We start from the raw sequence: 14,274 nt of genomic DNA on the forward strand, positions 1-14,274 counted from the left end.
GGTCTGAGAATGGTAATCGCCAAATTCGTAAAGCTCAATAACTATTGCTGCCAATCGTTGATCCTCCTGGAACAGAAGACCGCTGTTTTTTTTTCAAGCTACGCAGATAGCCACGTCAAGCAGCGCTGCAATCAACAAGATCATTGATTGTTGGCTTATCTGCGAGCACGCCTTCGCCCGTGTTTAAGATGGCGGCAGTCCCGCGCCGGAACTGGTTCGCCTTATGGAGCGCGATGTCCGTGCGATGCAGCAGTTCGCTCCCATCCTTGACATTCATGTCGAGCCATGCTGCGCCGATAGTGGCTGAAACAGGTATAGTGCGATCCTCGAGGTTAAAGGGCATACGGAGATCAGCCAATAGTTTGCCAAGCAGGGCTGGCAGATCGGCGAGCGGCATGGCATCGCTTGCGATAAGAACGAATTTTTCGCCACGCATGACGGCCGCAATGCAATTTGCGAGGTCAGGCTCCGAAAGCTTCGAATCGACGTTGCATAGACTCAGGGCGACGAATAGGCTTTACGTTTTGCGCTTGGGGTCCGTTTTTTACAATTTCCTGACCATAAGCTGTCAGACTGATCACGGTAAGGATTTTGGACGCCGTGAGCCGTGGGAAACTCAATACGGTTTCAGCATGCGGAACAATATAGCCGAAATATTTTCAGCCTATGACATGCGAGACTCGGTTCGCTCCTGCCAACCAGCGTCCGGGGCTGGATAAATATGGCTAATATGTGTTGCTGTTGCCCTCCTTGAGACCTTCCAGGCAGCATCCTTGCTTGTCGTTTCATACCGAGCTATCTTGTTGCTGACAACAAGATGGATCGTGACGGTGCCGGTCAATTATACCCCAGGACAACTACGAGATGCCGTCGGCATTAGCCAAGAGACCTATCGCCACTGGAAGAAGGCGATTGCACCCTTGCGGCGGGAAGCGGGACACAGTCCCTGCTTCTCCGCTGGGGATTTGCTCGCCACCGCCATCGTCAAAATCCTCGTTTCCGATTATGGGATGCGCGTCAGCGCGCTCTCTGCGCTTGCAGACGGTGTGTTCGGAGAATGCAATTCTCGTTCGTGGCCGATGCTCGAACGCAGCATGGTGGTGCTCAATATCGTGAGTGAGCACGTGGCGATCCAAACTGAAGGTAGCGGGCTGATTGTCGACACACCTGCGATGGTTGTGCCGCTTGGAAAGTTGATCGAAAGTCTTCGCCGTACGTTGCTTGCAGGCGATGATGACGGCCAAGAGATGCTTCGGTTCCCGCCGGTCGCCCAGCCGAGCGCTCCTTTGCGGAGAAGGACGGGCCTGGCATGATCCCCGTCGAAATCTTCGCGAAGGCCGCTGAAGCCACCGGCTACCGGCGCGAGGCGCTTTTGCGCGACTATGCGTTCGCCGACGTGCTGGCAGCCGATGGCGGGACACGTAGCGTGCCGTTCGCTGCATTCACACAGACCCCGCCCTCCTATCGATCGGCGGCACTCGCGGTGGTAGAAAAGGGAACGGAAAGCGACATCGAGACGGTGCAGGCGTATCGATCGCTGGGCGCGCCGCTACTGTTCGTGATCGCCGGCGAAAACGTTTCAGTGTGGCAGGTCCGCGCCGGGGGCGCGCCCCGCCGGCTCGATCAAGTCAAGCTTGCCGATGTACCCGCGTTGTTCGAGCGCAACCGCGCCGACTGGCAGCCCGACGTCATCCACCGCGCCAAGTCGATTGGTTCGATCGACCGCGCCTATCAACGCGATTTCGTCGACCTCGGACTATTGTCGGCGGTCGAGGGTGAGATCCACGTCAAGCTCGACCAGCTGCTTATCGATACGATGCAGGCGGCGAATCACCTCGCGGGCGACGCGCTGAACGATCCTAGACAATTGTTCCGCATCGTGTTCAGGTTGCTTGCGGCTAAAGTGCTACAGGACCGCCAGCACACCTACGCCGCATCGTGGGACCCGGACGACCTTCTCTCGGTGCTGCGCGCGATCGAATCCTTTTATTCGCTGCCGGCCGTATTGGCCGGCAGGAGCGCCACCGAGCTTGCCGCTTATGCCGCAGCTTGGGCGATCTTACGCCAAGGGATCAGCTTTTCTAATATTTCCTCGGAGGACCTAGCCTTCGTCTATGAGAACACGTTCGTCACGCCCGAAACGCGCCGACAACTCGGCACCCACAGCACACCGCGTCAGCTTGCAGAATATGCGGTGTCGCGGCTGGAGCTGCATCGGTTCGCGCCCGAGACACTGTCAATCTACGAGCCATTCGCGGGCGCCGGCGTATTCCTCGTTTCAGCACTGCGACACCTGCGCGACCTCCTGCCGGGCGAATGGAGCGACCGCGAGCGCCATCAGTTCCTCGTGCAGCACTTAGCGGGCGACGAATATGATCCATTCGCCTGCGAAGTCGCGACGCTCTCGCTTATCCTCGCTGATTATCCCAACCAGAATGGGTGGCATATCCTCGAACGCGACCTGTTCGCCGACGGTGTGCTTTCGGAACGGATGCGCGGCCAGGCAGTGATCCTGTGCAACCCTCCGTTCGAGGCGTTCAACCACGCGGATCGCGACGCCTATGCGCTGGCGCGACAGACCTATTCGAAGCCGGTGGCGGTGCTGGACGCCGCGCTTGCCGCGCGACCACAAGCGCTCGCCTTCGTGCTACCTCGGCCGATCATCCAGGACCGGCAATTCGCCGAGCAGCGACGACAGGTCGAGGCGCTCTACGGTTCTGTCGAACTGGTCGAGTTGCCCGACCGAATCTTCGGGGCGGCGGTCACCGAATCGGCGCTGCTGATCGCCCGCGACCTGCGCCCGGAGCAAGCCAACACGATCACGCTGCTGTCGACCGAGGTCGCCGATCGGGACCGGCTCGCCTTTCTCAAGACGGGCAAGGTAACGGTCCAGCGCGCGCTCGAGCGTGTGGTCTGCAATCCTCCTCAGGGTGACCTGTGGATTCCGCCGCTACATACGCTGTGGGCGCACCTCGCTCATAATCCAACGCTCGGCGAGCGGCTCGAAGTCCACCGCGGCATCGAATGGAACTACGCCCAGGGCCAGGCGTGGAGTCGCGACGAGCTGCAGGGCTATAGGCGCGGCTTTGCCACCGCGCGTAACTTGAAGCAATATGTGCTGCCGCAATCGGTCTGGCTCGATTGCCGTCCCGAAACGCTGCGTGGCAATGCGATCAACCATCCCTGGGCCGATCCGAAGCTGATGGCCAATGCCGGGCGCCTCAGCCGGGGACCGTGGCGGATCGGCGCGACCCCCGATCGCTCCGGCCTCATCGGGTCACAGCAATGGTTCGGCATGTGGCCACGCGGGTGTGCGAACGACGACGATCTCGTTGCGCTTGCCGCGATCATTAACGGGCCGGTCGCCAATGCTTATCTCGCGGTCCATTCGCCTGCGAAGGGCATCCGGATTTCGGCGGTGAACGCGATTCCTATGCCGGCGTCACTCCCCGACATTGCGGAGATGATCACCGATTATCGGCAGCTGCTGACGGGCGTCGACCTGCTGAGCGATCGCGATTCCCGGCTATGTGAGCTGCTGGTCGAGATTGATGCACGGGTGCTCGCTGCCTACGACCTACCGCCCAAGCTCGAACGCGATCTGCTCGATTATTTCGGCTCGGCGGAAAGGCCGGTGGCGCACGACTGGAGCAACTGGAATCTGCTTTATCCGACGCCTGGCTTGACACTCGCCGAACGGCTGTCCGGTCGCTTTCAGCCGGGCAGGAAGTGGATCGGCGAGCTGTTCAAACCGTTGCCGCCGACAGAAGCTGAGCTGCTACGGATCTACGGGGTCTGAGCATGACCGGATATATCTATGACACCTCGGTCCTGTCGGCGCTGCTTGATGCTGCGCACCAGCGTCACGTCGACATTGCACGCGCGGTTGCCTCCCTACCCGACGATGCGAGCCATTTCGTGTCAGCGGTGTCACTTGCTGAGTTGACGTTCGGCGTGCGGATGAGTGAGGCCTTTTCGTCGAGCCGACTTCCTGCACTCGAACAAATGCTGATCGATGTGCATACCTATGGGGTATTGGAGATCGGCCACCACACCGCCACCGCCTATGCCGAACTCAAGACGAATCTCGCCAGGCGCTATCTCCTGAAGGCGAACCGCCGCGACCGGCCACGCTGGGTTGAGGAATGGCCGCTCAACAATCGTGGGCAACGCTTGCAGGTTGACGAGAATGATCTGTGGTTGTGCGCCCAAGCTAAGGAACGGTCGCTTACGCTGCTGACGGCCGATGGCGGTATCCAGCGGATCGCGGACGCCGATCCAGAGGTAATGGTGCTGCTGGCATAACGAGTAAATCCTGCCGCTAACGGTCGAGATCGTTGCTAAATCGACTCTTGGGGTAGCGCCAAGTCGGCGGCGTACGGAGATATTTATCGCACCCGGAAAGATCCTAACTATTGGTCGGTCGTGAAGCTACATAAGTGAGGTTCGTCCGCTTTCAGACTGTCTCAATCCAAAGCTGACCGAGCGAAATGTCCCACTTATGCATTCGTCCAGCTATCATTGGAAACCCTTAACCCGCGTCAAAGATGAGGCACACCCATGATCGTGGTACCATATCGCGGGACGCTGAGAAACACCCAAACCCCTGGCCCGGTCCCGAATACGGGGTAATGTCCAGCTCAGATATCGTCGCTAAGACAAAGGCCTCGTTCCCACAGCCAGCCTTCAATCTCGGCAAGTGTGACCTTGCCCGAATTACCTAGATTCATTATTTTACGGCGAGTCAATGTTGCAACACGCTCCGGAAGTAGCCGGTCGCGCTCGGCAGGGTCCGCTTCAGGCTCGATGACTAAATGTTGTATCACGTTATTGGCCCGGCCTGAGAGTGCTGCACGGTTGGTTTGAATAGCTTCCTCCCGGACACGCCACTCCTCACGTGACATGACATCGCGCACCCGGCCGATGCTGATCCCAAATGCTGCGGCAATTTCGCGCTGTTTCGTACCTTTGGCTTTCATGGCAATCATACGCTTTCCGCGCTCCTCTGCATCGCTTGGCTTCTTTCTGCGTTGCCGCATCGCAGGGCGTTTCGCCTCGATTACGCGAACCCCGTCCCAGAAGCGAATGGTGTGCAATGACCCATATTTGATCGCATCCATTGCCCATGTTTTCGCAGCGTCAACATCTGGCACATCAACCAGCCTCATCGAAGGCTCGCCCTCGTTGGAGATAAGATAAAATGCAAACGCAGGCACAAGTTCGTCCTTCGGAAAGACTGTGATTTTCAGATAAAATCATTCCGTGGGCAAGATCGCGATTGCACCACCGTTCGGCGCAAAAACACGCCGACACCAGCAAGGAATAGCGGCATATTTGCCGCAACATTCGCCCGACAATGTTTCATCTGATATTGAAAGGGCTGGACACGCAAACCTTACTCCCACGATTTAGGCGGGACGTCCGTGCGCTTTTCTCGCTGCTGTCGCTCCTGATCAAGTTCGCGCGCGATCTGACGGCCCAGGAGGCGCGCAAGTCGAAGGATGGCGGCATCCGCTTCGGTAGAAAGACTGGGAGGCACATCCCGATTGGGCCTCTTCTTCTTCATTGCGGCCGTGTCCAGGATTTGAAGTACGTCCTCTTGTTAGAACCAAAAAGCAAAGCTCGATGTAGGGGGGGAGGAAGGGAGGGGGCAGGAGTCTTGCGATGGCCATGGGCGATCGGTCCACGGCGATCATGGTGGATCGGTTTCCAGTCGGATGAACCTGTGCTATTTTTCCAGGTGGAAAGGCACTGCAGATGCAGATTGTTGATCACGTCGAACAGACAGATGCGGCACGCCCGCCATCGCCGCGTGCTGCCGATTGGTTTTGGCGGCCATGGTATGCGAAGCTCTATTGGGCAACGGCGCTGCTGTACTGGATTGGCCTCGAGTTCATGATAGCCATCCCCTATGACCGGATTAATACGTCCGTGGCCAACACCATGGTGCTGCTTATCTTCATCTTCGATCCGATCACGGTGGTGGCGGTTCTCGGTTATGGATTTTTGAAAGCAAAAGTCGCTTGCGGGGACTGGGTGATCGTGCCGTGGTCGGCACCCCAAAGACCGCTGGTTGATCCCACGTCTGACCCATTCGATGTGCGTTCGGGTGATTTGCATCTCCGACATATCGGTGTCGTTCAGGACTGATATCATGGATCCCGGCGCTCCTTGAATTTAGGATCCCCATCCGCCATTCCGTTGTCGCGATCTAAGAGCAACCGTCCCGAACTGAGGATCGAAGACTGCTCCATCGACGTGACGGGGCCGGTGACATCGACCGTACCCCGTCCTGAATCGGCCTGCCGCAAATACCTGTTACGGAGCCCATCATTGCCGAGCACCCGTTCACCCAACTCTCTGGCGAACGCTTCTTCTGGACGCCCGGAGCGAGAGGCGGCTTTCTCTGCTGACGCGATTGCCTCCCGAACATCATAATTCACAATGTCGATTGATGATCGGGCAGAAACTGAAGCGCTGCCACGATCCACAAAGTCCATACCAATCTTGCCGGACAGCGAACCGACAGCGCTACCCTTGCTGCCGCCCTTGTTATCGCTACTCTTGCCTCCCGAACCCATCCCGCGTGTCGCTGAAGCGGCCAAGTCGCCTGATATGCTCTGACTGTCCTGCGTTTGGTGCTCGGCCGATCGGGAAAGCGACCGTTGCCACCCGGTCTGAACCATGATCGCGGTGACATCGCGCTCAAGCGTATCAGCGACCTGCGGTTTCAGCCGCCAGTCACCCCGCCGATCCATCTCGAACCCGCCGCGCAACCAGTTGGCCATAGCGGCCTGGCCTTGCGCGCCGCTGCCCAGGAAATGCTCGATCGTATCCGGCCCTGCCTGTTTGCCGGCTTCGAACCGCGTACTGCTGTCGTTGCGCGCAGACTGGCTGAACCCGGTGCTGCTCGAGACGAGCAGATCATTATGCGCAAAGCTGAACCGGGCGTGCCCGCCATTGGCGATCGCGCCGAGCTGGCTTTCGTTGATAAGCCCGCCTCGCCACATCTGCGCGGCCAGTTCCGGCGTCAGGTTGAGGCCGATATCGCCATTCTGGTCCATGGCGATCTGGCGCTTCGACAGCTCCACGCCATGCTCGCGCAGCAGCGCCTGTGTGCGGGTGAGCCGCTCTCTATCGACAATGCCGGTCAGTCGCTCGTTGCGCGCGCGATCGGCGATGCCTTCTGCGCCGCCTTGCGCCATATCGACTTGATTTCCGGCAGTGCCCGCCAGCGCGCGGATGAAAGAATCCAGACGCGAGGCTTCGCGGACCGACACGCCAGCGGCAGCGGCGCCTTGTGCAAAACCGGCATTGTCCGCCTGGCGCCGCTGCTCACCGATCTGGGCCGAGCTGCGCACGCCATCAGGGCCGATCTCACGCTGCGCGTCGAGCTTGCCCGACCGCTCGGCAAAATCATAACCGGCGGCTTCGCGCATGCGACCATAGACGCTGGTCCCTTCGCGGGCCGCCTCGGCCGTAGCGCCGTCTGCGGTTCCCACCTGTACAGCGGCATTATAGCTTTCCAGCGCGCGCAGCACCTGCGCCTCGTTGCGCCCGGTCGAACGCGACAACTGGCTGATCGCGGTCGATCGCGCTTCCCCCGACAACGCATGGATGAATCCGATGCGCCGGCTTGTCTCGGTGACCGAGAGACCCAGCATCCCTGCGGCCTCGCGCTGCCCCTGATTATGCCCGGTGCGATGGGCCTGTTCCGTCGCGACATTGCCGCGCTCGACGGCCGCGACCCTGTCGCCGGCATAGTCACGTCGCCCTTCCATCGCGCCCACCTGCGTCTGCGCAGCGGTCAGGTCATTGCGCAGCATCTGGTCCTGATCGAAGGCGTTGGCGGTAATCTTGGCAAAGGTCGGGTCAGCGCCCGCCTGGGCGATCACGGTCGAGGCCTTGAGTGCAGCATCCTTTGCATCATAGCCACTGCGCTCAAAATGCCGCTGCGCGCCCGACTGCATCATCTCATAGGCTTGCCTGTCGCCGAACGCCTTCCACTGCACCATATTCTGCGCGAACGCGGCAAAGGCACGCTCCCCGCCCTGGCCTTCCCCGAAATAATTGGTGCCAAGCTTGCGGAGCGCGTCTCCCTGCGCAAAATTGTGGATCGCCGACGTTGCCGCATTGGCACGGATCGCGCTGGCCGTGGCAGGATCGTTCAAATCCCGCCCGACTAGGGCAGGGGCGAGCCCGCCCAGTTCCCTTGCGGCATCCGCCCGGCCAAGCCCGAACGCCGCCGTCCCCGTCGCGCCGCCGCCATGTTCGCCCAGTACCGTTCCGGCAGACGCAAAGGCGCGGTCGAGACCAAAGCTGCTGCGCTCGCCAAAATCGCCAAAGACTGACGATGTGGACCGCCGGGCCATCGTACCGCCGGCCGAAGCCTGCGCTTCGAGCGCCGAGGCATAGCCCTCGCTGGTGCCCACCGTCGCGGCGGCCATGCTGCCCTGGCCCTGGACGCCGAGCATACCCGACGTGAAGGCGGTGAACATATTGCCCGAAAAGCGGAACACGGTGAACACGAACGCGCCTGCCAGGCCCGCCGCTGCTGTTCGGAACGACCCGAAGATAGCGAGCGCCTTCATCGCGGCCGATGGCGCAAGGATCCAGCTATCGGCCGCGACGTTGGTCGCGCGCAGTTCGGCCAGCACATCCATTGCCCGGCCCAGGGTCAGCTGGTAGATGCCGGCATCGATCACACCCCACAGCGCGACGAACACGAACAGGCCGAGCGCAAAACTCGCGACCCGCAGGTTGATCGGCGTCAGGATGAACAGCAGCGCGATCGGCATCATCATGAGCATGATCGCGAAGACCGAGGCCCGGATGGTCGGCATCCACTCATTGGCCGTCGAGAGCGTGGCAAGTCCGTTGGACTCGATCGCCCGGTTCGCCATCACGCGGGCGGTCGCAGCCGGTGAGTCCTCGAACAGGACGTCGCCGACGGTCTGGCCGAGCAGGATGTTGGTGAGGAATGTCTGCCGGCTCATGGATTGGTCCAGCATCATGTCGCCCAGCGCATCGATCTGCTGGCGGCAGCGATCGCGCTGGCTCGCCTGGTTCACATCGAACCCGGTGCGCGCGCAGACCTGATCGCTATAGGCGTCGAACAATGTGGCATCCGACAGGCGGTCGCCAATATACGCCCAGGCTGCATCACAGCTCATCGTCGTTCCCGCTTTGTCGCTCGGCGTGAAGACGGTGGAGAAGGTCGCAGGGCCCGCCATCGCCGCAAAGGAGGCAGGGAGGTCGGTCGAGGTCCGGAACAGCTGATCGTCATCGACGCCATAGGCCGGAGACACACGCGCAACTGGATAGCATTGCCGCACATAATCCTTCACGCTCGCGTCGAGGAAGGTATCGACGATCGGGCTGCGCGGCGACACTGCGTTGAGGAACAGGTCGAACGCATGGCCGCCTGCGCCAAATTCCAGCTTGGCATTGGGATCGGTGGTGTTGTCATCGATGGTTTCGGCAAGGGCCCGTTCCATAAGGTTGGTGACACCTGCGACCAGCACGATGAGATTGGGAACGTCGCCGACCGGCTGATAGGCATTGCGTACACGGTCATAGATGTGGACCATGCCGGTCGTGGCGATCATGCCTGCAAACAGGCCGATGCCGACCAGCATCTGGAACCCGAACGCGACCAGGCCCATGCCCGATCCCCGGATACTGGCGATGACCGCGCCAAACGCGATGCCGGCCACCGCGATTATCACGACCAGCGTCTCATAGCGCGGGTCACCAAAGATCATCGCCACCAGATGGAACGCATCGACGGTTTCGGAGAAGCCGTCCCAGGTGTGATAGCTCGCATCGATGGCCAGCGCGGGCGCGGCACTCAGCAGGCCGAACAGGACGCATGCCAGGCGAATGATTTGGCGCATGGTCCGCCTCACCGGTTGCGGTTGGCGTTGGCGCCAGCGGCGTCACGCGCATCGCGGTCACGCTGGCGCACGACCCCGGCATAGCTTGCTGACAGGTTCGCCTGGCTCATGGCAGCCATATAGGACTGGCGCATCTGCGCGCGCTGGCGCAACGCCTCGTCACGCAGCTCGCGGAGCTGCTCGATACCCTTGGTCAGGATGCGGGTCTGGCAGATGTTGGTGTTTTCCGCGTCTGCCGCGCCAGCTATGGTCGCGCCCCGCTCGGCATTCTGAAGCGCGAAGTCGATCGAGCGGGTGAGATCGTTGAGCATCTGATAGGCAAGGGTTAGGGCGACCAGTTCGTCGGTATCGGCGATCACGCTGTCGGTGAGGCCCTGCCGCACGCCCCATTCGAGCAGGCGATAGACCGGCAAGGTCCGCACATTGGCGATAAACTGCTTTTCCTCAGATGTGAGCGCCGCGCGTGTCCGGATCTTGATGGCGATCGCGTCCATCCGCTCGCGCGCCAGCACCAGTGCGCCGCGCCCGGCGCCGTTCACCGAGCAGTCCGAGGTGGTCGCGGGAATATTGAGCGCGCGGGTGGGCACCCGTCCGGTCAGGAAATCATCGGCGCTCTCGCTATCCTGGTGCGGGCAGGCTGGGATGGCGGAGAAAAGCGGCACCTTGTCGTTGCTATCCCAGCGCATATAGACGTCGCCCACCCGCGCCCGCATCACGCCCGCCCAGTCGGACGCGCCGACGCGCGCTGCGGCATGGGCGAGCAGCGAGCCGGTCTTGAAGATGTCCGTGACCTCGGCCGGGCAGTTGGCGAGCGCACCTTTCAGATCTTCGGTCGGATTGCCCTTGTTGGCCTGTATCTTCTCGCGGCTCTGCTGCCAGCTATTGGCATAGCCTTCGCGGATCGACTTGTAGCCGGTCATCTCCTCGACTATCCCCGACATATTATCGTCGCCTTTGGCGATCTGGATCATGCGGTTGGCGAGACGGCAGTCGTTCACCTGGATGGAGTTCAGGTAATTGGTGGCCGCTTCCATCTTCGAGATGATGTTGCCCATCTTTTCGTCGAGCGTTTCGAGCAGATATTGAAAAGCCACGGCCGGCGCGGCCTGAAGGATCGTTTCCAGCTTCTGGACCAGATAGTCGGGGTCGAGGAACGACATGCCGCCTAAAAACATGTCGATGCCGCCGCAGCCCGCCTTCACCTTGGGCAGCGTCAGGCTCATGAGATAATCGTCATGCACATCGACCCGGCCCGACATGCCGCCTGCGGTCACATAGCCGCGGGTCTGGTCCTCGAAGCTGCCGGGTGAAGTATAGGTGACATTATCGAACCAGCTTTCGGCCCAGCCTTGCGCATAGGCAGGGGCGGCGTGACCGCACGAGGCGACAATGATGGAGAGCGTAAGGATCAGACGATGTGGATGATGTCCCATGGCAGGCTTCCTGGTGGAAAAGGACAAGTGACGCCGCCCCGCCATGATCAGCGTCGCTTTGGGTTAGAGGAGGCCGGCGCCCTCACGCCGACGATCCCTGTAAATTTCGACATGGCGCGCACGCCCAATGCTGCCCGCGTTCCGGTCAACATGCGGGCGGCAAGCCAGGCATTGCGTGCGATATTGGCGCCATGGTCTGTGCCGATCGCGATCGGCACCATGCGGTTCGGGTCTGCAAGCGGCCGCACCCATGCGACCGGGTTTCCAACCCAGGGGAGTCCGAGGCGTCCCGATCGCAGCATCGCTTCCTCTTGCCCCAGCGTCCGAACCTGCCAGCCGTAGCGGGCGCGGAAAGCGGAAAGCCTGATCCACAGATCGCCGCAGGGCAGGCAGCCGGGCGACGTGCTCATCTCGATACTGTAGAGCGTGGCCTGGCTACGCAGCATGATCTCAAAATCGGCAGGAAAGTCGCGCGTGGTCGGCACGCGCGCGAGCCAAAGCCGCATGTCCGCAGCTGTCGAGACCGGATGAATGGCCGCTCGCCTGGCCAGATCCCGATCTGTGTGCTGCGCATCGGCCGTTGATTGCATCTGCGCCCAGACCGCCATCAGCATCCAGGCGAACCGGGCTTTCCCGAAGCGCGTCACGGCCTGGGCTCCCGGGCGTCGATGAGGTCGCCGTCGATCACGCGCGGATCAGTTGAAGAGACCGGCCCGTTGGCGAGCGCATCGAAGAAGCCATCTTCCTCGCCGGCTCCCGTCAGCCATTGTTCGGGCCGGATATCGCCGCTCAGTAGTCTCACGGCCTGATAGGCCATCTGGGCGAGATTGGGATAGGTCTCGACGCCTGCGGCGATCACCATGCGCTGGGGACTGTTGCGGCGAATGATCATGGTTGTCGGCGTCACCTCGACCCCGAAGCGCTGGCGGAGTTCCGGTTTGCGATCAAGATCCATGAGGCTTACCTGCCAGCCCATTTCGTCCTGGAACCGCTGGACGATCGGCCATTGCACCTTGCAATAGCCGCAGGACTCCCGGGCGAACATGACGAGCGCGAATTCCCCGGCATGCGCGCGCAGATAGTGGCGGCGGACCTGATCCTTATGCGCGCCGAGCGCATCGCGGGCTTCCCCCACCATCGGATTGGCGGCGCGGGCATTGAGTTCGGGGTGGGTGAGCATGGCGAGCTGGGTTACGCCGGCAAAGGCGCGCGCCTTGCGCCGGGCAAAATCCTGCAGCCGCCAGAAATCGGCGACCGCATCTATGGTCAGCACCGTCGCGGCATAATCGCGCTGCTGTTCGATCAGCTTGGCGATCTGGGGCGGCGCCCATCTGGCGAGGTCAACCATCGGCGGAATGACGGGTTTGGGGACGGCATCGTCGGGCGCTTCTTGCGCAACGTCGGATCCGGGCGTCTCATACCACCAATAGCCCCGCGTCCCGCGATCGCCCGCGCCTGAAGGGATGGCCTGCGCACCAGCCACATCGACGGGCAGCAGCAGGAGCGCGGCGGCCAGGGTGAGAAGACGCGTCACAGCAGCTTCTCCATGCGGGTCAACCGCTCGATCGCAACCGGGCCATAATAGCGGCTGTCATATCCATCGGGATGGCTTGAGCCGACGAAGATCATGCCACTGGGAATGCGCGGAGTTTGCGGCCGCCAGTGGTCGAGCGCCTTGCCGCTGCGCGCTACAGGCTTGGCGACGCCCATCAGCTGGCCATTGCAATGATAGAAACCGTTGCGGCCCGTACCCAGGGTGGCGGGCTTCTCGACCATGACGATCCGGTCGCCGGGCATGCACAAGGCATATTTGGTGACAGCGGCAGGCGTCGGGCCAGCGACCGGGTCGGAGAGTAGGAACGAGACGAGGTCGCCGCGGCGGACGGGCCCTGGCGAGCGGTGCACGACCCAGGCATCGATAGAGGGCGTCATGACCAGAGTGATCTGCGGCATCGCCCACCAGGCGAAGAGACCAATCGGCAGGACGATCCCATAGGCTTTGAAGAGCTGCCCCGGGCGCGCCGGTTGCCCCAGGCCGCTCGCGCCCAGCGCGACGGCGGCGCGCAGCGGCAGATCCTTAAGTTCGTGCCAGACCCGGTTACCGGCGCGCCATGCGAGCAAGAGCATCCTGCACCTCCGCCTTGCCGCCAAGGCGGCCATATTCCTCAAGAAGCCCGGACAGGGCGGCGTCGCCCAGCACGAGATGCGCCGCGCGGGGGCTGGCCTCCTCGCGTTCGCAATAGGGCCGGGTCGGATCGCCGGGGATCATTGCCAGCGCAGGCACCTGGGTGACGCGATTTTGCCGGAAAATCAGCGGATCGACGATCAACTGTATGTCGCGCATGGCGCAGGCCGGACCGTCACAGCCCGGATCGATACGCAGGATTGCGGCCGACAGCTTGGCCATCGGTCCGACCTGCCGCATCCCGCCCGGCATGCCGCGAAAGGCCATCACGCCGCCAACACGTTCGAGCTGCCCTGCATAGGTGCGCAAAGTTTCGACCGTCATGGACGATGACACGAACAGGACCGGGACCCGTTTTCTCCCATCATTGGCCGACATGACCCCGGCCAGTGCCGCCTCTTCAGGTCGTTCGAGGCCCAGCGCCTGGGCGATCCGGTGACTTGCCACGGCTCGCTCGGTGGCCAGCGCTTGGCGGGCGGCCGCAACATCGGACTGCACACGGCTCGCCATCGCCGGGTCATGCTTGCGTCGGCTCATCCCCTCAAAAGCACGACGTTGCGCCGCGGCGTCAGGTTGGGCGGGCAGAACGGGCGAAGGCGGCGCGGATGCCCTGGTTTTGCCGACAGAGCGCTTTACGCGTTCCAGCGCCGCTTCGCCCTGGTCCTCAATCCGCGTCCGCGCATTGTCGCTCTTCGGCTGACCGGCCAGGGTCTGCGGTTCGCTCGCCTGGAGCCACGCGGGCGCAAACACGATCCCGGCC

General features: G+C 61.9%; 12 protein-coding genes. 4 read left to right on the forward strand and 8 right to left on the reverse strand.

Annotated elements, in window-relative coordinates:
- Positions 1-115: 115 nt before the first annotated feature.
- Positions 116-436, reverse strand: coding sequence for a diguanylate cyclase domain-containing protein (locus J2W40_RS12775; protein WP_310225338.1), 321 nt, complete (start codon positions 434-436; stop codon positions 116-118).
- A 364-nt stretch (positions 437-800) separates the two neighbouring features.
- Between J2W40_RS12775 and J2W40_RS12780 the strand changes: the two genes are divergently transcribed.
- The 3 genes from J2W40_RS12780 to J2W40_RS12790 are packed head-to-tail and all read left to right on the forward strand — an operon-like array spanning position 801 to position 4,305.
- The gene (locus J2W40_RS12780) at positions 801-1,313 is read left to right on the forward strand and encodes a MerR family transcriptional regulator (protein ID WP_310225339.1); all 513 of its coding nucleotides are present in this window, start codon (positions 801-803) and stop codon (positions 1,311-1,313) included.
- On the forward strand, positions 1,310-3,799 hold the full coding sequence (locus tag J2W40_RS12785) for an N-6 DNA methylase (protein ID WP_310225341.1): 2,490 nt from the start codon (positions 1,310-1,312) through the stop codon (positions 3,797-3,799). The genes J2W40_RS12780 and J2W40_RS12785 overlap by 4 nt, the downstream gene beginning before the upstream one ends.
- A 2-nt stretch (positions 3,800-3,801) precedes the next feature.
- Positions 3,802-4,305, forward strand: a complete 504-nt coding sequence (locus tag J2W40_RS12790; RefSeq protein WP_310225343.1) for a PIN domain-containing protein — start codon at positions 3,802-3,804, stop codon at positions 4,303-4,305.
- 335 nt (positions 4,306-4,640) lie between these two features.
- Here J2W40_RS12790 and J2W40_RS12795 read toward each other — a convergent pair whose 3' ends face one another.
- Positions 4,641-5,168, reverse strand: a complete 528-nt coding sequence (locus tag J2W40_RS12795) for a hypothetical protein (protein WP_310225345.1) — start codon at positions 5,166-5,168, stop codon at positions 4,641-4,643.
- 589 nt (positions 5,169-5,757) lie between these two features.
- Between J2W40_RS12795 and J2W40_RS12800 the strand changes: the two genes are divergently transcribed.
- Entirely contained in the window at positions 5,758-6,150 is a 393-nt protein-coding gene (locus J2W40_RS12800) for a hypothetical protein (protein ID WP_310225347.1), read from the forward strand.
- 2 nt (positions 6,151-6,152) lie between these two features.
- Here J2W40_RS12800 and J2W40_RS12805 read toward each other — a convergent pair whose 3' ends face one another.
- From J2W40_RS12805 to J2W40_RS12830, 6 genes are read right to left on the reverse strand one after another with little or no spacing between them, the layout of a single operon-like run.
- Positions 6,153-9,896, reverse strand: a complete 3,744-nt coding sequence (locus tag J2W40_RS12805; protein WP_310225351.1) for a conjugal transfer protein TraG N-terminal domain-containing protein — start codon at positions 9,894-9,896, stop codon at positions 6,153-6,155.
- An 8-nt stretch (positions 9,897-9,904) separates the two neighbouring features.
- Entirely contained in the window at positions 9,905-11,329 is a 1,425-nt protein-coding gene (locus J2W40_RS12810) for a conjugal transfer protein TraH (RefSeq protein ID WP_310225353.1), read from the reverse strand.
- Positions 11,330-11,376: 47 nt separating this feature from the next.
- Positions 11,377-11,919, reverse strand: a complete 543-nt coding sequence (locus J2W40_RS12815; protein WP_310225525.1) for a hypothetical protein — start codon at positions 11,917-11,919, stop codon at positions 11,377-11,379.
- A 53-nt stretch (positions 11,920-11,972) separates the two neighbouring features.
- Positions 11,973-12,863, reverse strand: a complete 891-nt coding sequence (locus tag J2W40_RS12820) for a conjugal transfer protein TraF (RefSeq protein WP_310225355.1) — start codon at positions 12,861-12,863, stop codon at positions 11,973-11,975.
- Positions 12,860-13,456 (reverse strand): S26 family signal peptidase, encoded by a 597-nt coding sequence (locus J2W40_RS12825; protein WP_310225357.1) that lies wholly within the window; start codon positions 13,454-13,456, stop codon positions 12,860-12,862. The genes J2W40_RS12820 and J2W40_RS12825 overlap by 4 nt, the downstream gene beginning before the upstream one ends.
- On the reverse strand, positions 13,428-14,264 hold the full coding sequence (locus J2W40_RS12830; RefSeq protein ID WP_310225358.1) for a type-F conjugative transfer system pilin assembly protein TrbC: 837 nt from the start codon (positions 14,262-14,264) through the stop codon (positions 13,428-13,430). The genes J2W40_RS12825 and J2W40_RS12830 overlap by 29 nt, the downstream gene beginning before the upstream one ends.
- Positions 14,265-14,274: the final 10 nt, after the last annotated feature.

It is taken from the genome of Sphingobium xenophagum (assembly GCF_031457465.1).
Classification (GTDB): domain Bacteria; phylum Pseudomonadota; class Alphaproteobacteria; order Sphingomonadales; family Sphingomonadaceae; genus Sphingobium; species Sphingobium xenophagum_A.